The sequence below is a fragment of the Prochlorococcus marinus str. MIT 1214 genome (assembly GCF_027359355.1).
Lineage (GTDB): Bacteria > Cyanobacteriota > Cyanobacteriia > PCC-6307 > Cyanobiaceae > Prochlorococcus_B > Prochlorococcus_B marinus_F.
Genome location: NZ_CP114777.1, coordinates 568,489 through 593,221, shown reverse-complemented (window position 1 = coordinate 593,221; position 24,733 = coordinate 568,489). Strand labels below are relative to the sequence as shown.

18 protein-coding genes are annotated in these 24,733 nt (G+C 34.4%); 7 read left to right on the top strand and 11 right to left on the bottom strand.

Annotated elements, in window-relative coordinates; genetic code table 11:
* Window positions 1-18: 18 nt before the first annotated feature.
* Together O5639_RS03760 and rimI are read right to left on the bottom strand one after the other, a co-directional pair.
* Window positions 19-2,586, bottom strand: a complete 2,568-nt coding sequence (locus O5639_RS03760; RefSeq protein WP_269625148.1) for an ATP-dependent Clp protease ATP-binding subunit — start codon at window positions 2,584-2,586, stop codon at window positions 19-21.
* A gap of 188 nt (window positions 2,587-2,774) precedes the next feature.
* Complete coding sequence (gene rimI / locus O5639_RS03755) at window positions 2,775-3,230, bottom strand: ribosomal protein S18-alanine N-acetyltransferase (RefSeq protein ID WP_269625147.1); 456 nt, start codon at window positions 3,228-3,230, stop codon at window positions 2,775-2,777.
* A 97-nt stretch (window positions 3,231-3,327) separates the two neighbouring features.
* Between rimI and lysA the strand changes: the two genes are divergently transcribed.
* The 6 genes from lysA to O5639_RS03725 all read left to right on the top strand — a co-directional run bounded on the left by lysA (window position 3,328) and on the right by O5639_RS03725 (window position 9,015).
* Window positions 3,328-4,692 (top strand): diaminopimelate decarboxylase, encoded by a 1,365-nt coding sequence (gene lysA, locus O5639_RS03750; RefSeq protein ID WP_269625146.1) that lies wholly within the window; start codon window positions 3,328-3,330, stop codon window positions 4,690-4,692.
* 29 nt (window positions 4,693-4,721) lie between these two features.
* A complete protein-coding gene (gene cdaA, locus O5639_RS03745; RefSeq protein ID WP_269625145.1) occupies window positions 4,722-5,624 on the top strand; it encodes a diadenylate cyclase CdaA in 903 nt (300 codons plus the stop codon).
* The gene (locus O5639_RS03740; RefSeq protein WP_269625144.1) at window positions 5,621-6,391 is read left to right on the top strand and encodes an isoprenyl transferase; all 771 of its coding nucleotides are present in this window, start codon (window positions 5,621-5,623) and stop codon (window positions 6,389-6,391) included. Before cdaA ends, O5639_RS03740 begins: the two co-directional genes overlap by 4 nt.
* Window positions 6,392-6,484: 93 nt before the next feature.
* Entirely contained in the window at window positions 6,485-7,528 is a 1,044-nt protein-coding gene (gene bioB, locus O5639_RS03735; protein WP_269625143.1) for a biotin synthase BioB, read from the top strand.
* A 6-nt stretch (window positions 7,529-7,534) separates the two neighbouring features.
* Window positions 7,535-8,494 carry a rhodanese-related sulfurtransferase gene (locus O5639_RS03730; RefSeq protein ID WP_269625142.1) on the top strand — a complete coding sequence of 320 codons (960 nt, stop codon included), beginning with the start codon at window positions 7,535-7,537 and terminating at the stop codon, window positions 8,492-8,494.
* Window positions 8,491-9,015: a hypothetical protein gene (locus O5639_RS03725; protein WP_269625141.1), complete on the top strand. Its 525-nt coding sequence runs from the start codon at window positions 8,491-8,493 to the stop codon at window positions 9,013-9,015. The genes O5639_RS03730 and O5639_RS03725 overlap by 4 nt, the downstream gene beginning before the upstream one ends.
* Here O5639_RS03725 and lipA read toward each other — a convergent pair.
* Together lipA and recR are read right to left on the bottom strand one after the other, a co-directional pair.
* Window positions 9,012-9,935: a lipoyl synthase gene (gene lipA, locus O5639_RS03720; RefSeq protein WP_269625140.1), complete on the bottom strand. Its 924-nt coding sequence runs from the start codon at window positions 9,933-9,935 to the stop codon at window positions 9,012-9,014. The two genes, O5639_RS03725 and lipA, sit on opposite strands and share 4 nt — an antisense overlap.
* Before the next feature lie 11 nt (window positions 9,936-9,946).
* The gene (gene recR / locus O5639_RS03715) at window positions 9,947-10,546 is read right to left on the bottom strand and encodes a recombination mediator RecR (RefSeq protein ID WP_269625511.1); all 600 of its coding nucleotides are present in this window, start codon (window positions 10,544-10,546) and stop codon (window positions 9,947-9,949) included.
* Between the two features lie 119 nt (window positions 10,547-10,665).
* Here recR and psbP point away from each other — a divergent pair, with 119 nt between their 5' ends.
* Window positions 10,666-11,211: a photosystem II reaction center PsbP gene (gene psbP / locus O5639_RS03710; protein ID WP_269625139.1), complete on the top strand. Its 546-nt coding sequence runs from the start codon at window positions 10,666-10,668 to the stop codon at window positions 11,209-11,211.
* 1 nt (window position 11,212) lies between these two features.
* On the opposite strand, the gene O5639_RS03705 is transcribed toward psbP, so the two are convergent.
* The 7 genes from O5639_RS03705 to O5639_RS03675 all read right to left on the bottom strand — a co-directional run bounded on the left by O5639_RS03705 (window position 11,213) and on the right by O5639_RS03675 (window position 24,714).
* Window positions 11,213-13,003 (bottom strand): ABC transporter ATP-binding protein, encoded by a 1,791-nt coding sequence (locus O5639_RS03705; protein WP_269625138.1) that lies wholly within the window; start codon window positions 13,001-13,003, stop codon window positions 11,213-11,215.
* Window positions 13,004-13,024: 21 nt separating this feature from the next.
* Window positions 13,025-13,282: a hypothetical protein gene (locus tag O5639_RS03700; protein WP_269625137.1), complete on the bottom strand. Its 258-nt coding sequence runs from the start codon at window positions 13,280-13,282 to the stop codon at window positions 13,025-13,027.
* A gap of 46 nt (window positions 13,283-13,328) precedes the next feature.
* Window positions 13,329-15,095, bottom strand: a complete 1,767-nt coding sequence (locus tag O5639_RS03695) for a DEAD/DEAH box helicase (protein ID WP_269625136.1) — start codon at window positions 15,093-15,095, stop codon at window positions 13,329-13,331.
* Between the two features lie 148 nt (window positions 15,096-15,243).
* On the bottom strand, window positions 15,244-16,953 hold the full coding sequence (locus O5639_RS03690) for an AAA family ATPase (RefSeq protein ID WP_269625135.1): 1,710 nt from the start codon (window positions 16,951-16,953) through the stop codon (window positions 15,244-15,246).
* Window positions 16,954-16,961: 8 nt separating this feature from the next.
* On the bottom strand, window positions 16,962-20,750 hold the full coding sequence (locus tag O5639_RS03685; protein WP_269625134.1) for a UvrD-helicase domain-containing protein: 3,789 nt from the start codon (window positions 20,748-20,750) through the stop codon (window positions 16,962-16,964).
* Between the two features lie 96 nt (window positions 20,751-20,846).
* Window positions 20,847-21,407: a methyltransferase family protein gene (locus O5639_RS03680; RefSeq protein WP_269625133.1), complete on the bottom strand. Its 561-nt coding sequence runs from the start codon at window positions 21,405-21,407 to the stop codon at window positions 20,847-20,849.
* A gap of 13 nt (window positions 21,408-21,420) precedes the next feature.
* Window positions 21,421-24,714: an exodeoxyribonuclease V subunit gamma gene (locus tag O5639_RS03675; RefSeq protein ID WP_269625132.1), complete on the bottom strand. Its 3,294-nt coding sequence runs from the start codon at window positions 24,712-24,714 to the stop codon at window positions 21,421-21,423.
* Between the last annotated feature and the right edge of the window lie 19 nt (window positions 24,715-24,733).

The window sequence follows — 24,733 nt, the reverse complement described above, 5'->3', positions numbered from 1 at the left end:
TAACTGATCTATTTAAAGTTAAACAGAGGCACTAGCTAATTCTGGCATGGAACTATCTTTCCCAAGATGCTTAACAATTACTTTTTTACTTTCATCAATATCTACCTCTGCTTTATCTCCATCTTTTATCCTTCCAGATAAAACTTCTTCAGCAAGACTATCTTCTAACAACCTCATTACAGCTCTTCTTAAAGGTCTTGCTCCATAAGAAGGATTGTATCCTTCTTCAACTAATCTTTCTTTGAAATCATCTGAAACAGTTAAAGATATTCCTTTTTCTTTTATCCTTAAGAATACTTCTTTTAACATTATTTCTGCAATGTCTTTCACTTCGTTTCTAGAGAGCTGTCTGAACACAATTATTTCATCTAATCTGTTAAGGAATTCAGGTCGGAAATATTGCTTTAATTCTTCATTTACCAGTGATTTAATTCGATTGTATTGAGTATCTTCTAAATTCTCACCTGAGAATTCAAATCCCAAACCTCCGCCGCCTTTTTCTATAACTTTAGATCCAATATTAGAGGTCATTATTATTAAAGTATTTTTGAAATCAACAGTTCTTCCTTTTGAATCGGTTAACCTTCCTTCCTCTAGTAATTGAAGGAGAAGATTAAATACGTCTGGATGAGCTTTTTCTATTTCATCGAATAACACGACAGTATAGGGTCTTCTTCTAACAGCTTCTGTTAGCTGCCCACCTTCATTGAAACCTACGTAGCCAGGAGGAGAGCCTATTAATTTACTAACTGTGTGTCTTTCCATAAACTCAGACATATCTAGACGTATCATTGCTTCTTCACTACCAAAGAAATATGCCGCTAACGCTTTAGTAAGTTCAGTCTTCCCTACTCCCGTTGGACCAGAAAAAATAAAACTAGCAATTGGTCTATTTGGATTCTTTAGGCCAACTCTTGCTCTTCTAATTGCTTTTGAAACAGCTTTGACAGCTTCGTCTTGACCAATAAGTCTTTGATGTAATGTCTCTTCCATATTTAGAAGTTTGACTGATTCACTTTCAGTTAATTTCTGGACAGGTACGCCAGTCCATGAGGCAACAATATGAGCAATATCTTCTTCATTAACTACAGGCTGAGAAATTTTTAATTCATCAGACTGAGCAATAACTTGTTCGGCATTTTCACTGTTTTTCTCTGGAACATTATTAGGTTCAGGACTTTCGTTTGATGAGTTTTTTTGTCTTATATTCTGCAAAAGATTTCTGATTTTATCTCTAAGTTCAACTTCTTTTTCTCTAAGCTCCCCTGCTTGGGTGAAATTTTGATCTCTGACTGCTTCTTCTTTACTCTTTTGCACTTTCCTTAATTCTTTATCAACTTCTTTTGCCTCTGGTGGCAACTTGGAGTTGAGTAATCTGACTCTACTGCCTGCTTCATCTATTAGGTCTATAGCTTTATCAGGTAAAAAGCGATCTGAGATATATCTATCTCCAAGATTCGCAGCAGCGTCTAGAGCTTCATCAGTGATTTTCAATCTGTGATGTTGTTCATATCTCTCTCTTAACCCTTTAAGGATTTCAATTGTATCTTTTATGGAAGGTTCTCCAATCATTACAGGCTGGAATCTTCGTTCTAATGCAGCATCTCTTTCAATATGCTTGCGATACTCATCAAGGGTCGTAGCCCCAATACATTGAAGTTCTCCTCTTGCTAAAGCAGGCTTTAATATATTTGCAGCGTCTATTGCTCCTTCCGCGGCACCTGCTCCAATTAATGTATGGACTTCATCAATTACTAGAATTACGTTTCCGGCAGATTTAATTTCTTCCATTATTTTTTTTAGTCTTTCTTCAAATTCTCCTCTATATTTAGTGCCTGCTACGAGTAAACCAATATCAAGAGTTAATACTCTTTTTTCTTCAAGTATATCAGGAATATTTCCTTGTTGAATTCTTTGGGCAAGTCCTTCTGCTATGGCTGTTTTCCCTACTCCCGGCTCGCCTATTAAAACAGGATTGTTTTTTGTTCTTCTTCCCAATATTTGAATTACACGATCAATTTCTGAATGTCTTCCCACTACTGGGTCGAGCTTTGATTCACTAGCTAATTGAGTAAGGTTTGTTCCAAACTCGTCAAGTGTTGCCGTTTTCGCTGACCCTTTAGACGAACCTGCCCCTGTTGTAACTTCTGCGGTTTCACCAAGCATTCGTACAACTTGTGTCCTGACTTTTGTTAGATCAACACCTAAATTTTCAAGAACTCTTGCCGCAACCCCCTCGCCCTCTCTAATAAGCCCAAGTAATAAATGTTCGGTGCCAATGTAATTATGACCGAGTTGACGGGCTTCTTCTAATGAAAGTTCTAATACGCGTTTTGCTCTTGGTGTGAAAGGGATTTCTACCGCAACGAATCCTGATCCTCTTCCTATTATTTTTTCAACTTCTACTCTTGAATCTTTTAAGTTGACACCCATTGATTTGAGAACTTTAGCTGCCACCCCAGTACCTTCACCTATTAGACCCAGAAGGATTTGTTCTGTTCCAACAAAATTATGCCCAAGGCGCCTTGCCTCTTCTTGCGCAAGCATGATCACTTTTATTGCCTTTTCTGTAAACCTCTCAAACATTTACCTTTTGCCGATAACTATTTAATCTAATTTATCAGGGTTAAGTGTGAAATGTGTACGGTTAGGTTTTTTTTTATAAAGGGTAAATATTAAGTGTTCGTTGAAAAATAATTAAAAGTATTAATTGATGCAATGAAAAGCCTATTTATTTGTTTTGGATTTCGGTAAACCGTACTTAATTATTGATTTTATGATTTGTTATTGGTTTCTTTTTTGAGAATAAGAGCATCACTTCCATCTTTATAAAGATTAGATCTATAACCCACTGTTTTGAAACCCATGGATTTGTAAAAAGCTTTAGCTGTCTCGTTATTGTTTTTAACTTCTAAATGTATGCTATTTGTTTGAAGTGATTTTGAACGCTTGATTAAATTTGTCAAAAGAAATCTTCCTAGTCCTTTTCTTTGATGAAATGGATGAACGGCTATAAAAGTTATGTGTAATTCGTCTATTACTAACCATGCGGAACATATGCCTAAAAGTTTTTTAGTTTTCAATTCTATGATTCCAAGACAAATCCTTTTAGGGTCAATGAGTTCTTTTTCCCATTGAGGTTTTGTCCAAAGACCATTTAATGATTTTTGATCTAGATCCACGCATTCATTTAAATTCATTATCCCAAGTTCAATTATTGTGAGATTCATATCTAACTATTAATTAATTAATCCTTCTTTCTTTAAAAAGAATACTAATTGGTTGATTGATCTCTAGATTAGTTAGATATTAAAGTAAAAAATTTCTATGCACGGATCAAAGGCTTTTGAACCCAATCTTGATATAGATAGTCCAAATCGAAATATAGCTCCTCTTTCTTCAGAAATTAATGAGAATAAAAAATTAGTTGTTGGTGGATGTCAACTTAGTGAACTCGCAAAAAAATATGGCACACCTTTATATGTTTTTGATGAGTTGTCACTTAGGACTGCATGCAAAACTTATATTTCTTCCTTAAAAAAACATTATCCAGGAGAATCACTCCCTTTATATGCTTCAAAAGCTAATAGCTCACTAGCTATTTGTGCCGTTGTTGCTTCTGAGGGGTTTGGACTTGATGCAGTATCAGAAGGTGAATTACTTACTGCCTTAAAGGGCGGTGTAAAAGGGAAAAATATTGTTTTTCATGGAAATAACAAGTCTCATGATGAATTGAAATTTGCCTACAAAAATAATGTGACGATTGTTTTAGATAATTATCACGATATTGAGTTGTTAAAAAACATTGCTTCTGATAAAAAACCAGCAAAGTTAATGTTGCGGTTTACTCCTGGCATTGAATGCCATACTCATGAGTATATAAGGACTGGTCATTTAGATAGTAAATTTGGTTTCGACCCCGATGAACTTAAGTCAGTTTTAGAAGAATTAAAAAAATATAATTGGGCATATTTAGCTGGTTTACATGCACATATAGGTTCTCAAATTTTTGAGGTTCAACCCCATATTGATCTTGCTGGAGTTATGGCTGATGCTTTAAAGCTTGCTCAGGAAATTGGTCATCCAATAGTTGATCTCAATGTTGGCGGTGGTCTAGGGATCAAATATGTGAAAGAAGATAAACCTCCTTCTATTGAAAAATGGGTCGAAGTTATTTCTCATGCTGTTGTTGAGGCCTGCAGGGAAAGAAATCTAGATTTGCCAAGATTAATGTGTGAACCTGGAAGATCTCTTGTCGCTAATTCAGGGCTCACTATTTATAAGATTGGAGCTAAGAAAGTTGTTCCAGGTATTAGGACTTATTTATCTGTTGATGGAGGGATGAGTGATAATCCTCGTCCAATAACTTACCAGTCTTTATATAGTGCCTGTTTAGTAGATAAACCATTAAGTAAGAATTTTGAAAAAGTTACTATCGCTGGTAAGCATTGTGAGTCTGGAGATGTTTTATTAAAAGATTTTCTACTTCCGTCTTGTAAAAGCGGAGACTTTCTTGCTGTGTTTGGAACAGGTGCATATAACTATTCAATGAGTTCCAATTACAACAGAATTCCTAGACCTGCGACAGTTTTGGTTGGTAAAGGTTCCGCCGAGTTGATGCAAAGGAGAGAGCTTCCTGAAGATCTATTGCAATTAGATGTATTACCTGATCGCTTTATTCCCAAGTATTAGGTAAGTTGAAATAACGTTGGAGTGTAGGAGTGAATTCTTGGTGGCTTATAAACTTGCGTGTTCTCCTTGATGTCTTGTTTGCTTCTTCTTTTGGAGTGCTTCTTTTTACAAGAGTTAAAGAACAAAGAACATTATGGCTTTTGAGAGGTTATCTCTTTTTGGTTTCATTAGCCTGGTTTGTTCAAAGGTTTGCAAATTTACCAATTACTTCAGAACTTGTTAATGCTTTGGTTTTGGCTTGCTCATTATCTTTGGCAATTCTATGGCAAGGAGAATTAAGGAGATTAATGGAATTATTAGGTACTGGACGTTTAGCTGTGATTCTTGGAAATACTCAAAAAGAATTTAGGGCAAGTTCTAATACTTTCGCTCAATTAACCGAAGCAGCGGGACGTTTGTCTCAAAATAGAAAAGGAGCATTAATTGTTGTTGATATGGGTAGTGATTTACGTCCTGAAGATTTCCTTTTCCCAGGAGTGCCGTTAGATGCTCAGTTGTCATCTGAATTGTTATTAAATCTTTTTGCGGCAGATACTCCTCTTCACGACGGAGCTGTTTTGGTAAAGGGAAATAGAATTATTTCAGCAGGAGTAATCTTGCCTCTTTCAAGGCAAGGAATTAGTAGATATGGTACTAGACATTTGGCGGCCCTAGGGATAACAGAACGATTCGATCGATGTATTTGTGTTGTAGTTTCAGAAGAATCAGGTACCTTGTCATTAGCTAGTCAAGGACGACTCGAAAGACCTATTACGAGTAGTCGGTTGCTTGACCTTTTGAAGGAATTGTTGGATCCTTCAAATTCATCATCATCTAAGTCCACCAACATTAATTCTTCATTGAAAACAACCTCCTCTAATATTGAATCTAAAGTTGCTCAATCCAGAGCTAATCTTGGAACAATCAATGACAGCAAGGAGTCGTTGAAGTGACTTACCCTTCAGTAACAAGAACTGAGAATTCTAGACAGGTATCCCCATTGCCTAAAGATTTAGACCGTCTTCGCATGCCCGATCATATTGCGGTAATCATGGATGGAAATGGTAGATGGGCAAAAGCAAAAGGTTTGCCAAGAACAATTGGACATACTGCTGGCGTTGAGGCTCTAAAAACCACTTTGCATTTATGTAGTAATTGGGGAATAGGAGCTTTAACTGTTTATGCGTTCTCAACTGAAAATTGGTCCAGACCTAGTGAAGAAGTTAATTTTTTGATGACACTTTTTGAAAGTGTTCTTAAGCGTGAATTGAGTAATTTAAAACTTGAAAAAGTAAAAATTAATTTTCTGGGTGACCTCGACCCATTACCCATTTCATTAAAGGACTTAATAAAAGAGTCCGTTGAATCAACTTCTAGTAATAAGGGTATTCATCTTAATGTTTGTACTAACTATGGAGGACGACGAGAATTAGTACGTGCTGCTCAAAAATTGGCAGAGCGATCTGTTAAAGGTGAATTAGATCCTTCTTTAATCGATGAAAATGTATTTGCTTCGGAATTATTTACTGCCAGTGAGGTTGATCCAGACTTACTTATTAGGACTAGTGGTGAAAAAAGAATAAGTAATTTTCTATTGTGGCAATTGGCTTATGCTGAAATCCATGTCACAGATGTGTTATGGCCAGATTTTAATGCAGATACTCTTGCGAATGCTTTACTAGACTATCAGTCTAGAAGAAGGCGATTTGGTGGGGTATAACTAAAACAATTGAATATTTTGATTTCTATGATTTTTTATAGATTATCAGCTAAAACTATATAGCAGTTAAATTTTTCATATTCAAATTCTTTTATGACGTTAATTAATCCTAATATTCAGGAATCTAATAAATTCACTTTCCAAGATGAATCATACTTAGATTTTAATTCCATAAAGGGTGGAGATATTAGACATGATTGGTCTTTAGATGAAATCAAAGAGATACTTGATTTACCATTGATGGATTTATTGTGGAGAGCTCAAATAGTTCATAGGTCTTACAATCCAGGTTATAAAGTTCAACTTGCTTCCCTACTAAGTGTGAAGACAGGAGGATGCTCAGAAGACTGTGCATACTGTCCCCAATCTGTACATAACGAAACAACGGTTCAACCTAACCCTGTACTCCAAGTTGAGTCAGTTCTTGATAGGGCAAGAGCGGCTAAGGATGCAGGAGCAGATCGATTTTGTATGGGTTGGGCTTGGCGTGAGATTAAAGACGGAAAAGCATTCGATTCAATGCTTGAAATGGTCAAAGGTGTTCGAGAACTTGGCCTTGAGGCATGTGTCACAGCTGGAATGATTACTGATTCTCAAGCCTCTAGATTGGCAGAAGCAGGTTTAACAGCCTATAACCACAATTTAGATACTAGTCCTGAACATTATTCCAATATCATTTCAACAAGAACATATCAGGATCGACTTGAAACATTGAGTAGAGTACGCATGGCAGGAATTACAGTGTGCTGTGGTGGAATTATTGGTATGGGCGAATCTGTTTCCGATAGAGCATCTTTACTTAAAGTTTTAGCAACTTTAGATCCTCATCCTGAGAGTGTACCTATTAATGCGTTAGTTGCAGTGAAGGGGACACCTATGGAGGATCTGTCTTCTATTGATCCATTAGAGATGGTGCGCATGGTCGCGACAGCAAGGATCATTATGCCTAAAAGTCGAATTAGACTTAGCGCAGGAAGACAACAATTAGGTAGGGAAGCTCAGATACTATGTCTTCAATCAGGAGCGGACTCTATATTTTATGGAGATACTCTTTTGACTACTAGCAATCCGGAGGTGGAGGCAGACCGTAAGCTTTTAGCCGATGCTGGAGTCGCTGCCAATTTCTCTCAAGAATAAGTAAGTATGAAAACAGAGGATAGCCTCAAGAAATTCAAATATAAAGTTGCTGCTTTTTACAATTTTATATCGATTATTGACCAAGAAATTCTTTTAATCAAAGAAGAACTAACGAACTTAGCAACTAATCAGGAAATAAAAGGCACTATTTTATTAGCTTGTGAAGGTGTTAACGGTACGGTTTGTGGTACTGAAAATGCGATAGTTCAATTTATTGAAACCTTAGAAAAACTTTTAAAGATATCGGATATTAATGTCAAATATAGTTGGAGTGAGAAGCAGGCTTTTCGTCGCTTTAAAGCTCGTAAGAAAAAAGAAATTGTCACGATTGGACTAAAACAAATTAATCCTACTAAATCTGTAGGTAAATATATAAAAGCTGGGGAATGGAATGAGTTTTTAGAAGATCCAAATACTGTCGTTATTGATACCCGCAATGAGTATGAAATTAAAATTGGAAATTTTGAAGGTGCTTTAAATCCTCATACAAGCTCATTTCGTGAATTTCCGGCTTGGGTACAAAAGCATTTAAAACCTTTAATCGAAGAGAATCCCTCTCTAAAAATAGGGATGTATTGTACGGGTGGTATAAGATGCGAAAAAGCTACCTCTTATTTGATAGAAGAGGGCTTTCCCGAGGTACATCATCTTGAGGGTGGAATACTAAAATATCTAGAAGATGTTCCCTTAAAGAATAGTTTATGGAATGGTGAGTGCTTTGTTTTTGATCAACGTGTCTCTTTAGACCATGAGCTATTACCCGGTTCATATCGTATGTGTCATGCATGTGGATTGCCCATATCTCCGGAGGATATAAAAAAAACAACGTACATTAAGGGGTTGCAATGTGAGGCTTGTGTTGACAAATTTACAGATAGCGATAGGGCTAGATTTGCAGAGAGACAACGTCAAATTGATGTATTAATGAAACGTCTACCTGAAAACTCTATATGGCCATCTTCATGACTAATCCTAATTTAACTCAATTAGAAAAAGAAGCATCTAATATGGGCTTGTTGCTGCGAATACAAGTTAGGAGGCCTCTTAATATTTGGTCGTTTAAGCTAGTTGTTGGCCAAAAAACTAGTAATACTAAAATCCAATTGTTGGGTGAAATGAAAGGATGGGCCTATCAAAATACTAAAGGTCTTCAGCTTGATACGATGAAGGTTGCAAGTAATGCCAACTTTAAAGTAGGTGATTTAATTTGGACCGCAACTATGGCATGGGCTTTAGAAGAGACTCCATGTCGCAGTGCGAGATTATTGGCTATTTACGATGACAATAATCAGCATGAAATCTTGCAACGTTATTTTCGTATGCGTGGATTTAATACTGTACGTAAAGTTGGATCTTCTCCCTTGGATTTACCTTTGAGACTTGTTTGGGGAGGTGCAGGTGCATTTATGGTAGCAAATTGTGAGAAGGTGTTTGAAAGAAGTTATAGGAGTTGGTCGGAGTCAGTAAAACTATTTAAAGGAGACTAATCTAAGGTCTCATTCGCATGGTAACTGCTTCTTACTAAAGGACCGCTATTTACTTTTTTAAAACCTAATCCCTTTGCTATTTCAGCAAAATCATTGAATTTTGTTGGCGACCAATAATGAGAAACGGGAATATGAGCAAGTGACGGTCGTAAATATTGACCAATAGTCAAATATTGACAGTCGACTTCTCTAAGGTCTTTAAGGGTTTGAATTATTTCATAAAATTTTTCTCCCAGCCCAAGCATTATTCCTGATTTTGTTGGAATCTTTGGATCGATTTCTCTAGCAAATTTGAGAAGGTTGAGTGAGTGTTCGTAAGTAGCACCTCTTCTGACGTCACTTTGAAGCCGCTTCACAGTTTCAAGATTATGGTTGAAGCAAATAGGATTAGCTGAGAGAACTAGCTTAAGTCTCTCTCTTTGCTTTTCGACATTGTCCTTATTGCTTCCACCCCAGAAATCAGGTGTTAGTACCTCTATTGCAACATCAGGATTCAATGATCTAATTGCATCCATTGTTGTCGTGAATAGACTTGCACCGTGATCTGGCAAATCATCTCTTGCGACTGCGGTTAGAACCACATATTTGAGATTCAAGACCTGAACAGCATTTGCAACTTTTTCTGCTTCAAAAATATTTACTTTTTCGGGGGACTTTCCTTTCTCTACCTGGCAAAAAGCACAGCTCCTTGTACATATTGAACCGCCTAATAAAAAAGTAGCTGTACCAGCGGCATAACATTCTCCTCTATTCGGGCATCTACCTTCCTCACAGATTGTATGTAATCTGTTTTCCTTTACGAGCTTTTGAACTTTTTCCAGTTGAGTTGCGTTACCTATAGATGGCTTGATCCAATTAGGTAAACGCTCTTCCGGGAGGAAGCTACTATATTTTGTTGTTTTTCTTGTTGTTGTTGTCATATGTTTGATGTTTAATCTAAGTCTCTACGACCTTCTAAAGCACGCGAGAGTGTAACCTCATCGGCATATTCCAACTCACTTCCAACAGGAAGTCCATAAGCAATACGAGTGACTTTTGTGAATGGTTTTAATAATCTACCCACATAAAGACTAGTGGTATCACCCTCAATACTTGGTGTGAGTGCAAGGATGACTTCTTTGATATTCTCTTTATCGACTCTTTTGATAAGACTTGATATTTCAAGCATTTCTGGCCCAATCCCATCCATCGGAGAAATTAATCCACCAATTACATGGTAAAGACCTTTGTACTCGCGAGTGCGCTCAAGAGCAAGCAAATCTCTTGACTCAGCAACAACGCAAATGAGTTCATGATTTCTTTGTTTGTTTAAACAAATTTCGCATTGTTCTCCTGCAGTTAAATGAAAGCACGTCTTACATTGACCTACTTGACTTTTCGCATTAACTAGAGCTTCTGAAAATAATCTTATTTTGTCTTCTGGCTGACGCAAAAGATGAAGAGCTAATCTTTGAGCAGTTCTTGGGCCGATACCAGGCAATTGCTCAAACTGATCAATTAATTTTGATAATGGTTTAGTGAAGCCGCTCAGAGTTCAAAAGCAATTAACTTGAATGTAGTCAGAGTTTTATCTGGGTTGCACTAATTTAAAGAAGTTTACCGTCAGTTAAATTAGAAATGTATCAAAATAGTGATGCTTGAGTCTCCAAAATGATCAACTTTTTTCGAACATCTTTTAAATCAATTATGGCTATAGCGTTGATCTTGACGCTCGGAGCTTGCTCTACAGGGGGGGCTGCAGGCTTGGAACCTTTTAAAAGTCAAGATGGGCAATATGGTTTCCTTTTCCCAACAGGGTGGACGAGAGTGGCTGTCGATAATGGACCAGAGGTTGTTTACCATGACTTGATCAACTCCGATGAGACTCTCAGTCTTGTTATTTCTAAATTGGAAAAAGAAGTGGCTTTAGATGATTTGGGTGGAGCGGATGCCGTAGGGGAAAGACTTTTCGGTGAAAAAAATGCTAATAATCCTATTCAATTAATTGATGCTTCAGAGAGAGAAGTTGATGAACGCAAATTCTATGATCTTGAATACTCTGTAAATTTAGGAGAAAATAGTAGGCACGAAATCGCTAGTGTCGTAGTGGATAGAGGTTATTTATATACACTTGCTGCTAGCACTAGTGAACAACGCTGGTCAAAAATGCAAGATACTTTTAAGAGAGTTGTTAGTTCTTTTACTTTTTTCATATAATTTAAGTATTATTTTCACCAGCTTGAATTTTCCAAAGGTAGTAATAGAAATCTCTATTTTTTAGGAGAGAAGCATGTGTTCCTTTCTCGATGATTTTTCCTTTATCCAAAACTATGATTTCGTCGGCATCTATTACTGTGCTTAAACGATGTGCAATAACAATTGTGGTACAACTATTTGTAATCTTCTTCAGAGACCTTTGAATAGCGGCTTCAGTTTCATTATCCACGGATGCAGTTGCCTCATCTAATACTAATATTGGGGAGTTTTTTAAGATTGCCCTTGCGATAGCTATTCTTTGTCTTTGTCCACCAGATAATTTTTGTCCTCTTTCTCCCACTATTGTTTTTAGCCCATCTGGAAGTTGATTAATAAATTCTGTTGCTTCGGCAATATCTGCAGCATTTTTGATTTTTGATTTATCAATATTTTGTGATCCATAAGAAATATTCTCTTCAATTGTTCCTTGGAATAAATATGTTTCCTGACTTACTAATGCAATACATCTTCGTAAACTTTTTAAATCGAATGTTTCAATTGAGTTCCCATCAATTTCTATTGAACCTTTACTGATTTTATACAGCCTTAATAATAGTTTTACAAGTGTACTTTTACCAGAACCGGTGGCACCTACAATGCCTATCTTCTTCCCAGGTAAAATATCTAAATTAAAGTTTTTTATAACTTGAGCCCGACCTTTATAGGTAAAATCAATATTTTTAAATTTGATTTGACCTTGAACATTATTAGGATCTAATTTGATTTTTCCAGTTTTAATTTTTATTGGAGTATCTATTAAATCTAAAACTCTATTTGTTGAGGCCATTGATCTTTGATAATCATCCAAAATATGACCTAATGTCGTTAAGGGCCATAATAATCTTTGAGTAATAAATACTAAAAAACTGTAAGTTCCCACTGGCATTAATCCTTTCCAAGTTTGGAAACCTCCAGCAATTAATATTGCAAGGAATGCAAATAGTATTGCGAATCTAATTAATGGGATAAATGCTGCTGATAATTTAATTGCCTTTCTATTACTTTCTTGATATAAATTGCTATCGAGTCTTAATCTTTCGAGTTCCCAATCCTCAGTAGCGAAACTTTTAATAGTAAGCATTCCACTGAGGTTATTATTAAGTCTTGAAGCAAGATCTCCAGCTTTATCTCTGACTTCACGGTAACGAGGAGCTAGGTTCTTTTGAAAATTAATCGAACCCCAAAGAATAAATGGAATAGGGATGAATGCTAGCAATGCAATTCCAGGAGCTAATAAAATCATTGCCCCACCAACAATAAAAACAGTAATTATTAATTGAATAATTTTATTAGCCCCTTCATCCAAGAACCTTTCTAGTTGATTGATATCGTCGTTCAGTACGGTCAAAAGCCTTCCTGTATTATCTGATTCGAAGAATGTCATCTCTAATTTTTGTAAATGGTCATATGCTTTGATTCTCAAATAGTGCTGTGTCTTTTGAGCTAAATTTCTCCACAATAATCCATATAAATATTCAAAGAATGATTCAGCTGTCCAAATTAAAAATGAAATTATTGCAAGTGCAATCAACTGATCTGGAACAGTATTAAAGCCAATTGAACCTAACCATGAACTTTCTTTTCTTACTACTACATCAACAGATATACCTATCAATACAGGTGGTGCAAGATCAAAAAATTTATTTAATACAGAGCAAGTAATAGCTGAATATATTAGACGCTTTTGACTTATAAGATTACTTAAAAGTCTTGCTAATGGTCTTCTGTTTGTTTTTAAATTCGATGTATTCATTTGATTTAAATTGCTATTCTTTTAGAGGTTATATTTCTCAGAAGCTTTATTTCTACAGTAAGCTCGAGAGCTTTTTAAAGAATTGCCAGAATTATATTCTTTAAAAAAACATTCACATGTATAATCACTAATTTCATTTATATCTTGTTTATTCTCGATCTCAAGTTTTGATTTTAATGTCGCAATACAGAATTTATTAATAAGACTATTTTTATTACTAATTGTTTTTTCTTGAGCCTCCAAATTGCTACTCATATCTATGAGAAGAAATATGATCATGCTTCTGAATAATAATTTACTAAGCATATTATTGGTATTTTTTCTATCAGTCAGCTCTGTTTATTTGTAATTCTCTATTCATTACTTTGACTTTCTTTAAAGCTTGAAAAACATTATCAGGCATTTGTTTTGGCAAATCTACTAGGCTGTAGTTTTCAAATATTCTTATTCTGCCTATAGATCTTCCTTTAAGTCCTGCTTCGTTGGCAATTGCTCCAACTAGATTCCCAGGCTTAACTCTATCTCGGTGCCCAACTTCAACCCTGAATCTATCCATTTCATCGTCAAGTCTGTTGTTATCAAAATCACCTCTTCGACGTTGCTTGAATTTATTGTCTCGTCGATCATTTCTTGTGTTCCTATGAGCTGATTGCCTGATCCAATCCTCATTCCCGTTCTCAAGGAGTGGATTAAAACCAACCGCTAAATTTAATGCGGCAAGAGTTAATTCTTTTGGATCTATATCTAATTCCTTTTCAACATTTTTTATTAATTCTTCTAAAATATCTGCCTCTTCTGGGTTGTCTCTTTCCGTCGAGGCGGCTTTTATTAATTTTGCTTGAAGCTTCTTAATTCGGTTGCTGTTGATAAGTTCATTGTTTGGAATATCCATTTTCTCAATTGCTTGACCTACAGCTCTTTCAAGATTACTTAAAAATGATCTTTCTCTTGGATTAACAAAAAGAATAGCTTCACCATTTCTCCCCGCACGACCAGTTCTGCCAATTCTATGAACATAGGCTTCGCGATCAAATGGCATATCATAATTAATTACTAAACCAATTCGATCCACATCAAGACCTCTTGCTGCGACATCTGTAGCTACTAAAATATTGATAGAACCCTGTCTTAATCTTTCAACTGTTCGCTCCCTTTGATTTTGAGGAATATCCCCATTTAAGACAGCTACATTATATCCATGTGATTCTAATTTTTCAGCTACTACAATTGTAATAGCTTTTGTTCTCGCAAATATGATTACTCCTTCTTCTGAAACAGCTTCAAGTACTCTTTGAAGTGCATTGACTTTATACACATTTTGAACGCTTATATACCTTTGCCTGATAAGCCTTTCCTTCAATTCAGTTGCTTTTATAGTTATTTCCGCAGGACTATTTAAATATTTTTTTGATAATCGTCTTATCTCAGATGGCATTGTCGCTGAGAATAAAACCAGTTGTCTCTCCTCTGGCAATTGTTCTAAAATCCACTCAACATCATCAATAAATCCCATTCTTAACATTTCATCTGCTTCATCTAGAACTAAACAACTTAAATGACTAGTATTGAGAGTCTTTTGACGCATATGATCCATGACTCGCCCAGGAGTTCCCACGACTACATCAACCCCCCTCCTAAGAGTGTTGATTTGATTTCGAAAATCAGAACCTCCATATATAGCGAGAACTTTAAAATGCGGATGACCTGCGGAATATGTGCGAAATGATTCAGCCACTTGCATAGCCAACTCGCGAGTGGGAGCTAGAACTAAAACTTGTGGATGTCCAACATTCTTTTTAAGTCTCTCAAGGATTGGCAATGCAAATGCAGCTGTTTTACCTGTACCTGTTTGAGCTTGTCCAACTAAATCTCTACCAAGAAGTAATTCAGGAATTGCAGCTTTTTGAATAGGAGTGGGTGATGAGTAGCCTTTATCAGAAATTGTTTGAATTAGTTCTTCACTAAAGTTAAATTCAGAAAATCCATTTTCTGAATTTTGATTACCTTCATCCAATATTTTCTCAGTAGATTCCTCGAGAACGTCTTGATCTCCTGGACATGATGTATCCTCATGTAGATTTTTATTTGTCATCTAATAATGGTTGCCTTTTTGTCCTTCAAATTAGGCAGACAACTTCCGATCGGTGTATAACCGTGCTTTGCTGACTCGCCTTGTTAAAGGGATATAAAATTAATTTTATCATCTCAAAAATCCTTTTAGGAATAAGTTGACCACATCTTTAAAAGTCTTCTTCTTGATTGGTGATTACTAGTAATTGTTTTTTTGCACGGGTTATTGCTGTGTAAAGCATTCTTTTTTCATAATCATCAGAATACAATTTTATGAGATTATTGTCTTCTGAAACTTTTGAGGTACTTGGCCAAAGTAAAAGAACTTGATCAGCTTCACTCCCCTGAGATTTATGAATTGTCATTGCATATGCTGCATCATACATATTTACCCTTGATGGGTTTATTAATCGAGTTACTAGTCTTTGTTCTTCCGAAAATACATTAAATAAAAAACGTCTTTGCTCGCCGTTGCCAATAATTATCCCAACGTCTCCATTTGCTAAACCTATCTCAGGTTGATTACTTTTTGCCATGATCGGTGTTCCTGCCTCCCACTTGTGTGCTTCCTTCTCAAATCTCTTTCCTAAAATGATCTCATGGATTTTATTTACACCCCAGGGCCCATATCTTTGCGGACAAAGTATAAGAAGATTATCTATGAATTTAAAGAGTTTTATTATCTCAGCGGATTGCTTTACCTGAATCATGCTTGATTTCCATGCTTCAGTAGGAATATAATTAATACAATTTTCTGTTAATTGTTTAAGTTTCTTTCTATAGTTAAAAAGGGTTCTTACTACGGGATCTGGAATATTTTTTAGGGATGAAATGTACTGACTTATATTTGATGAATCTTCTTTTATTGAAAGCAGCTGCCAAAAGGCATCTACTCCTTCATCTTTTAGTTTATTTCTCAATAAAGCGATATCTCCTTTGTTTCGATATGCCTTTGTAAGTTTGACTGAGTTTGTTTGTAAGTTTGTTTTCGTTTCTTTCTCTTGCAAAATTTGCCATATACCACCGCTTCCTACAGGCAATAATTGGTCAGGGTCACCTACTAAGATTATTTGACATGATTTTCTTAATGCATCGAGTAATCCATTAATGGTTGACAGGTCAACCATTGACATCTCATCTACGACTATTAGATCTAAATTTAATAGTCGTTGAGAGTTTCTTCTGAAGCCATTTGGTCCTGCTTCTAACCATTTATGTAATGTTTTAGAAGGAATATTAGAAAGCTTATCCTTAAAAGGATCTTCAAAATCTTGAATACCTGATTGAATAGTATCTTTTAGTTTTTTTGCGGCTTTCCCTGTTGGAGCAGCCATTGCAATATTAAGAGTCGGATTTCTTGTTAGTGCTTGTAAAAGCATTTGAAGGATAGTACTAGTCTTACCTGTTCCTGGACCACCACTTAATAAGATGATTTGTTTACTTTTAACAAGCTCAACAGCTTCTATTTGTTGAATATTTAGATGCTCTAGATTTTTAGCACCAATTCGATCAGGTAATTCTTTTGATAGGTGATTAATAGGTTGATTCCTTTCGAGTATTCTATGAATGGTTTCAACTATCTCATTATGTGTTCGACGCCAACTGATTAAATCCCCATTTAAAACTATTGGGGATTTATTCCCTTTAGTCCAGCCACTCTCTAATAAGGCTTTCATATGGTTGCTGGGCCAACCTTTATATTTAAGAGCAAGATTTTTAGGGATTTCCTTCATGTCTATATAAACATCACCTCTTGATAATCCTTCCATTAATACATTTACGACATCAATTAAAGCCTCATTAAACTCTAGAGGTGGGAAATAGCGAATTAGAGTAGCTAATAATGATTTATTTAAATCAGGTGAAAATTTTTTTTTCAAAGGTTCTCTCATATATGTCGTCTTTTAATCAATAAATCTAATTTTTTTATTCTTTCTATAGGAGCTGGTTCGACGATTAAGCCTGGAGTCCCTTTAGGGAAATTATTTTCTTTTAAAACTTCTTCATCTGGAAGTCCTCTCAAAAACACATAAATGTAACCTCCAAGATGTTTTTGAGGTGAATAATCAGGGAGCCTCCAATTTAAAAATCTATGTAAGGCAAGTAAATATATATGGGCTTGTAGTGGATAGTGATGATGGTACATTTCTTCATCCATTCTGGTAATTGAATAATTTGAGGGGCCACAAGAAGAAGCACCATTCTCTTTTGATAAGGGAGTTCCTATCCAGTTACTTTTCCAATCTAAAACCCACCATTTAGCAATTTCGTGATTTGGTTTGTCTGCAAAAACATGGTCTATGGATCCGGTTAAGAAACCGCTGCTATAAATATTTAGATTCATCAGTTTCTTTATATAGTCTGAGCCATATTTATTTTGGATATCTTCTCTAAATATTGATGATAATTCTAGAGTATTTATTGGATTACCTTCATGACAAAGTGGAATATCAAATTTTAATTCTTTGATAGAGCTTCTTGAAGCTAGATTTTTCATTTTAAAGTTACCTAATGGACCGCCTAAAGGTGTATTTGCAATTCTCCTTAATAAAATATTAATTGGTTCAATAAATGAATTACTTATATTAACTAAATTTAATTCCTCTTCTATTATAGATGAAACTTTTATTTGATTTTCAATATCATTGAAATCTATTCTTTCAAGTATTTTATGAAGACAAGTCCCTGCTATTGGTCCTCTAGGAAATTCACTTATAGGACTTTCTTCAAACCATTTTTTATCTGCAAATCTATCAATACTTTGATCTTTTTCTATATATACTTGATCAATTTCTTGGAGAGAAACATCCTCAATTTCATCTTTAAATTCATGATCTTCATTCAACTCATCTGATAGGTTTTCAAGAATTAATTCCACATTTTTTTGTTTGATCCATTTTGAAAAACTATATCTTCCCCAATTATTCTCAAACTGATGATTAGGGATTGCTCCAAGTGACAGTTTGAGTTCACTTTTAGGCTGAGTCAATGTTTTATTGGTTTCAATTACTTTTATATCTTGAATATCAACTTTTAAATTCCTTTTCTTGAATGACTTTTCCATCATTTCTTTTGTATGTTCTTCTATATTTAGATTTATTGCCTCAGATCCAAATAAAAATCCTGAAAGAGGGTTCCCTTCTTGACCAGCAGCCTTTGCCCACAGGATTATTAATTGTTTTTTAGCTCTTGTAAAAGCAACGTATGCTAATCGCTCTGCCTCACTTAATGATTCTTTTCTAATGAAATCTTGATATAAACAATATTTGTTTTGCCATTTATACTTTTTAGAAATTAATAGATTTTGATTATCTCTCCATAAATGACTTTTTTTATCTGGAGGCTTTTGCCATAAGTATGGACAAATTACTATTTTAAATTGAAGTCCTTTACTCTTGTGGATTGTAATTATATTTACGGAGCTATTACTAATGGCACTGTTAGGTTGATATTCTTCAGGTATTGGCTTAGTGGACTGGAACCGTTGACTACCCAGCCACTGTGATGCTCTTAAAGCATTAAATTTCTGTCGATGGATTTGTTCGTCTACTAGCTGAGAGATTTGGTATAGATCCCCTAATAAAGTTCCTCTATTAGAAAGATCAGCTATTGATTTCCCTTCTAGAAAATTTGATAAAGAACCTAATAATCCAATCTTTGGAAATAATTTTGCAAGTTCATAGAACTTTGAAGATAATGTATCAAAATCTCCATTAATTTTTGATTCAATTAGTTGTTCCTTTTGCCATTGCATTAGCTCAGAACAAGCTAGCAGGGCAAGTTTTTGTTGGTTATGTGGACTAACAATACAGTTAATGAAAATCTGTAGGATTTGAGCACCCTCTCTAGTAAATATATTTTCATTGCTTAGGAGTTGTGAAGGAATTTTTATTTTTGATAAATAGCTATGTATGTTTTTAGCTTGATCGTGTCTATTGACTAGTATGCAAATATCTGAGGGGGTTAAGTCTTTGGGATTATTGCTTAACAGTTCTAATAAATAATATCCTATAATTTGCGGTATCTTATCCTCTATTTTGCTTTTCGATTCTAATTTTATTCGTTGTATTTTTTCTTTTTTATGATCGTCTAATAGATTTAATATCTTAAAGGGTGCTTTTATTCCATTCAGTTTTAGTAGATCTTCTTGTGAACAAGAATTAAGTTCTTGAGTTGATAGATTTGACCTTATTAAACCATCAAGAAATAATTTATTGAGTGTTAAAATTAGTGGTTTTGTACTTCTATAATTAGAATTCATTATATGAATTTGATCACAAGCTTCTCTGGCTTTCATATATGTATTTAAGCTTCCGCCTCTGAAACTATAGATTGCTTGCTTTGGATCTCCAATCATTAGTAGTAGGTGCGTTGATCGGTTTCCAAAGGCTTCATTTAGTAATCTTAACTGGACTGGGTCAGTATCTTGGAATTCATCGATCAAGGCTGCTTTATATCTAAGCTTTAAGTTTTTATAGATATTATTAGGTTTAACTTCATCTTTAATTCCATTACTATTTAATTTCTTGGGGTCTAGTAATTTAAGCAGATCAGAATAATTTATCAAACCCTTTTTAGATTTTCTTTTTTCAAGTTCTCTCTTAGTCCATAACAAAGCATGTTCCCATACGAATTCACCTGGACCATCATATAAATCCCCTATAATATCAAGAGTTGACATCATTCCTTTTGAACAAGAATCAATTCTATACTTCATATCTAATTGGTAAATATATTTAGGATGAAAATATTTATTTATAAGAGTTTGATTTTGAATCTCTTCATATGATGGTCGCTTTTTATCTTTATATTTTTCAATCCAGTTACTTAAAAGCTCATAACGATTTTTTCTAGGCTTGGAAGAGTATGGTTTTGTCTCTGTAATACCCTGAGATCTTAGATCCTTAGCAATCTGCCTCAAGCAATCTTCAAGCTCCTGTCCCTTTTCTTCCCAAACAGTCGTAAATTCTATCCATAATGATTCAATATAGCTGTTTAATTGATTTGAAAGACTTTCTTCTATTTTTAAGTTATTAAATGTTTGTTTGAAAATATTATTTGGATCATTATCCAGAGAATTAAGAACATGAATTAAATTCTGACAATTGAAATTAGTTTTAAATATACCTTTTAATTCTGAAATTTCTATTTCTAATATTTCTTTTTTCCAATATTCTTCAACAATTTCTTTTATGAGATATGCTGAATCTTTTTCGATGGTTGGGTTTAAATTATTTCCATTCTCAATAGCTTCTCTACGAAGTGTTTTGCTGCAAAATCCATGAATTGTTGTGATATCTGCATTGTCAATTCGCTCTAATGCCTCTAAGAGTAAGGAAGCTATATGTAAAGCTTTTTCTTTAGATGTTATATTTAATTCGACCCATTCATTTAATACGCTGTCAATTTGATATTGTTTTACTTTTGTATTTATTGATTCAATAGTTTTTAATGCAATAATTAATCTTTCAATTATTCTGCCTTTTATTTCTGAAGCTGTTGCTTCTGTAAAGCTAACAACTAGTATTTCGTCTATTGAATATTCTTGTTCAGTCAATAACCTTAAGACAAGATGAGAAAGAGCAAATGTTTTTCCTGTTCCAGCACTTGCTTCTATCAGACGTGTTCCATTCGTTAAAGGATATTTATTCGCTTGAAATAATTCTATATTAGTCATGATTATTTCATAGGTATAATAATAAAATAAGAACTAAGCCTTTTTATCTCTATTTCCTCTTGGCTTTGATGTTGTAAATTGTTTATAATTACCATTTCAGTATCTCCAATCTAAATATTTTATTTTTTTTATAATAGCTGGCACTTCTTTCATATATTTTTTGTATTCAGGAAATTTAATTTTTAGTCTTTCTTCTTCCTTTAAGGCTTTTACTCTTAAAATATAAGCTAATGAAATGAGTAGAGATAGATGTAGTAAACTCAATGATAAAATACATATTCCTAATGAAATATATAATAACCCCTTATAAAGAGGATGCCGAACACTTTGGTATGAATTATTTTTTATCAGACTCGATTCATTCATTGGATAAGGAAGTGGTGTAAGATTTTCTCCTAAATCTATGAAAGCTCTAATGGCAATGAATAGACCTTGAATTGAAATTGCTAATCCAAGAATTGTACAAAAAGTATTTATTGAATATGTTATGTGCTCTATTTTGGGGTAGGGAGGTATTAAATGTAGGAGGATTAAAAATATTTGAGAAAATAAATACCACTCTCCTTTTGTATTATTCAGTAGCCCCTTCTTGCTAAATCCCCATTTTGATAAGATAGTTTTAATATCCTTAAAGAGATTTCCTTTATTTAGCTTCATTTTATTTACTAGATTAGTTGGTTCTTTTTAGGAGTGGTTCATAAAGACTCATTAATATATTATGAAATGATTCATTGTCTAAAAAAGTAGAGGCTTTGCATTTTTTGCCAAAGCAAAGTTCCATTGTTAGAGTTTCGCGTTCTCCTTGCATATATAAATCACCTTCCCATCTCTTTTGAAATAAATCTTGCTCATTCTTATTCTTATCTTTTGTAGCAATGGCATAAGCCATCCCACTTTCTGGTGGTATGGGCCAACAAGTATTTCTTCCTGAGGCTGCTAATTGATGTATTTGTCTTAGAGTTTCAGTCGCTTCTTTTGTATTGATTGGTAAAATCTCCTTGCTTACTTCGAAATCAATTTTTTTGCCATAGCATTTTTTTCTAGAAATAATCAGTGTTTTACAATTAAATGAACTATTAGCAGATAAATATAAATGATTTAGCCATCCATTCATAAGAGTTTTGTATTTTAAACTTCCAATTTCAATCTGTATTAAATTCTTCCCTCCAAAGTAAAATTCACCCTCTAACTCTTGCATCTCAATACTCTTTTTCGTGATTTCTCCGTTTGCGCATATTGCGGATATTAAATTATTCCATCGCTCCTCAAGAAGTTCCTCCTCTATTAAACCAGAGCTTTTTGGAGGGAAAACACCTTTTCCTGAATAGGTTTTTTTCCAGTAGTTTGAATTATTTTTTGTGCCGTTAATTTTTACGAGATCACTATTTTCTAGTCGATGTTTAAGAAGTTTATATCTTTCTAATTCTGTAAGCTCTAGTAAATCATTGTCTTCCATAAGATTGACAAATTCTTTTGATTGGATTTCATTCTCTTTTAGCCATGTTATTTGTGGATTAAGCAACCATTCTTTGGTTTTCTCGAAGGAATAAGATTTTAATACGCTTACGTTTAGTTCTTTCCACTTTATCGGTAATGCTAGTGAGATATTTTTAGTCGGTATTGCTTTTTCAAGCCATTCTCTAGTTTCTAGATTCTTCCTATCACAACTCATGATTTGTGAATTTTCGGTTTTTATAAAGTTCAAATGATCAAGAGGATTTGCTGGTGGCTCAATGAGAATGTCTTGATAAGTATTAGCTCCTAATTTGATTTTTAAGTAATTTAGCCATTGTTGAATAGGGCTGGGAGGTTCGAGGTCTTCTCCTGTTTTTTCATCTTTGGAATTCCAAGAAAATAAAAGATTATGACGAGTTGAGATTAAAGCTTCTAACAATGTATAGCGGTCTTTGTCATATTGGTTAGGGTCTCCAAGCTCTCTTTTTCTCTCTAGGAGGTTAAAACTTCTTCTATTATCTATTCTTGGAAAAGTTCTACTTTCTAGTCCCATAACGATGATGATTTTATGAGGGATTGCCCTCATTGGTTCTAAGGCGCTGATCGTGATTTTCCCTGTCCTATGACCAAATTTGCCATTTGAAGCACTTAATGCTTTGGTGATAATGTCTTTGACTACTAAACATTCAATTTCTAGTTCACAATTATCTGTTATGAGACCCCAATAATTAACAATAGTTAGTAGTTGTTTCTCTTCCCATGCCCATTCCCCACCATCCCCAAATAAATCCTTTATGAGTGATGTTATAAGTTTTATCCATTCTTTACATGAACGTTTACAGCGAATCGCATCGATATAATTGCAAATTTTTGAAAGTATACCCCAGGCTTTTATAAACTCTGTACTTGAAATATTCTCTGAATAAGGGGAGATATTTCTTATCCCATTAAATGGATCATCTGGTAATACAAGACCAAGGAGAAATCTCTCTAAACACCAACATAGGCTATGAGCTTCTTCCCCAAATCTTTCTGAAGAATCAAGTCCCCAAGTAAAGCCAGCGGATTGAAGGCTTTTGGTTATGTCATTCACCTCGTCAATACTTATATTCTGTTGCGTTTGTAATGCTGGATTAGTTAATAAATTTTCAAAAGTTGATGCGGTTAGACGAGATGCAGAAATCTCTAACAGATTTAACACAAAATGTATTAAACCTACTTTGTCTTCTTGACTTCTATCTGTAATTACCCAGGGTAGCTGAGTAGTATTTTTATCTATATTGTTAAAGACTGAGGTAAATATTGACGCATAGCTATCAACCTGTGGTGTCATTATTAAAATGTCTCTAGGTTTAAGTTCCTTGTCATTGGCGAAGAGCTGCAATATATGGTCTCGTATCAATTCTACTTGCCGATACTTTCCTGGTGCCTTAAGGAAAAGTAGTGATTTATCAGATTTTTCTTTGGTTAAAATACTTTCACTTTTTGTGGATAACAATTCTTGTTGTAGTTGTTCTAATAAATTTGGTTTGGCCCCTTTGTTGGTGGCGATATTTGCTGTAAGAGAAAAAATATCTTCCTCATTTCTATCTCCTAATTGATATTCACCACTCCCCTCTAGCAACTGTTGAAATTCGGCCCCCATCCGTCCAAGGAAGGCTTCAAGTCTTGGAGATTCTAGTAACCATTGTCTGTCAGGAGGAGTATTCCACGTGTTTCTAAATTTCAGTCTTCTTGCTTCACATCTTTGCCAAAGATCATTGCAAGGGGAAATTAAATAAATTTTTATATTTATTACTTTTGATAATGCTTGAATTAAATCTATTTGTAATGGTGCAAGAGTGCTAAGTCCATAGATGTATAGATTTTTTGGATAATCCAGTTTAGAAATATCATCTTTCTTTAAACATTTAATAGCTTTTTCGACTTGAATGCAGAAAGGATCTTTATTTATCTTTTTATATAATAAATTAAATAATACTTCTTGCCATAAGATATTTTTATTAACACTAATTTCTCTACAATTTATCTTTGCTTTCTTGCTTAACCATTGCTTGATAATTTCAGGCCTATAAAGTATGTAATCATCAAATATCTCTGCAATATTGTTTGCTAGATCCCATAAATTCAGATTGATATGCTTATTTTCTTTTTCGCTTATGTTTATCCAGGATCTAATTAACTGTGCTTCTTCTTTTTTCATTAATTCTGGTAATAATTCTAAAATATTCCAAACAAGATGATTCTTTTCCCATGGATCTTGTTCATTAGGATCAATACCAATAATTCCCTTGACTAACCTTTTTAAATATGTACCAGGGAAAGGGTATTTAACTAATGCATTGATATTATTAATTATTGAAAGTTTTTCACCTAGCCATCTGCTTGATGGCCATGTACTTACAATGATATTAACTTCTTCAGTTATTTCAGGAGGATTTAATCGGAGCTCCTGGCCTAGTATCTCTGCTAACCATTCAGCTTTATTACTTCGATAAATTGTTAGCAAGAGTCAAAAAGCGATTTAA

Coding starts and splice junctions, on each gene's coding strand:
- rimI (WP_269625147.1), bottom strand. CDS start 3,230: ATGAATCTCACAATAATTGAACTTGGGATAATGAATTTAAATGAATGC.
- O5639_RS03725 (WP_269625141.1), top strand. CDS start 8,491: ATGACTAATCCTAATTTAACTCAATTAGAAAAAGAAGCATCTAATATG.
- O5639_RS03685 (WP_269625134.1), bottom strand. CDS start 20,750: ATGACTAATATAGAATTATTTCAAGCGAATAAATATCCTTTAACGAAT.
- psbP (WP_269625139.1), top strand. CDS start 10,666: ATGATCAACTTTTTTCGAACATCTTTTAAATCAATTATGGCTATAGCG.
- O5639_RS03695 (WP_269625136.1), bottom strand. CDS start 15,095: ATGACAAATAAAAATCTACATGAGGATACATCATGTCCAGGAGATCAA.
- lipA (WP_269625140.1), bottom strand. CDS start 9,935: ATGACAACAACAACAAGAAAAACAACAAAATATAGTAGCTTCCTCCCG.
- lysA (WP_269625146.1), top strand. CDS start 3,328: ATGCACGGATCAAAGGCTTTTGAACCCAATCTTGATATAGATAGTCCA.
- O5639_RS03680 (WP_269625133.1), bottom strand. CDS start 21,407: ATGAAGCTAAATAAAGGAAATCTCTTTAAGGATATTAAAACTATCTTA.
- O5639_RS03760 (WP_269625148.1), bottom strand. CDS start 2,586: ATGTTTGAGAGGTTTACAGAAAAGGCAATAAAAGTGATCATGCTTGCG.
- O5639_RS03730 (WP_269625142.1), top strand. CDS start 7,535: ATGAAAACAGAGGATAGCCTCAAGAAATTCAAATATAAAGTTGCTGCT.
- O5639_RS03705 (WP_269625138.1), bottom strand. CDS start 13,003: ATGAATACATCGAATTTAAAAACAAACAGAAGACCATTAGCAAGACTT.
- bioB (WP_269625143.1), top strand. CDS start 6,485: ATGACGTTAATTAATCCTAATATTCAGGAATCTAATAAATTCACTTTC.
- O5639_RS03700 (WP_269625137.1), bottom strand. CDS start 13,282: ATGATCATATTTCTTCTCATAGATATGAGTAGCAATTTGGAGGCTCAA.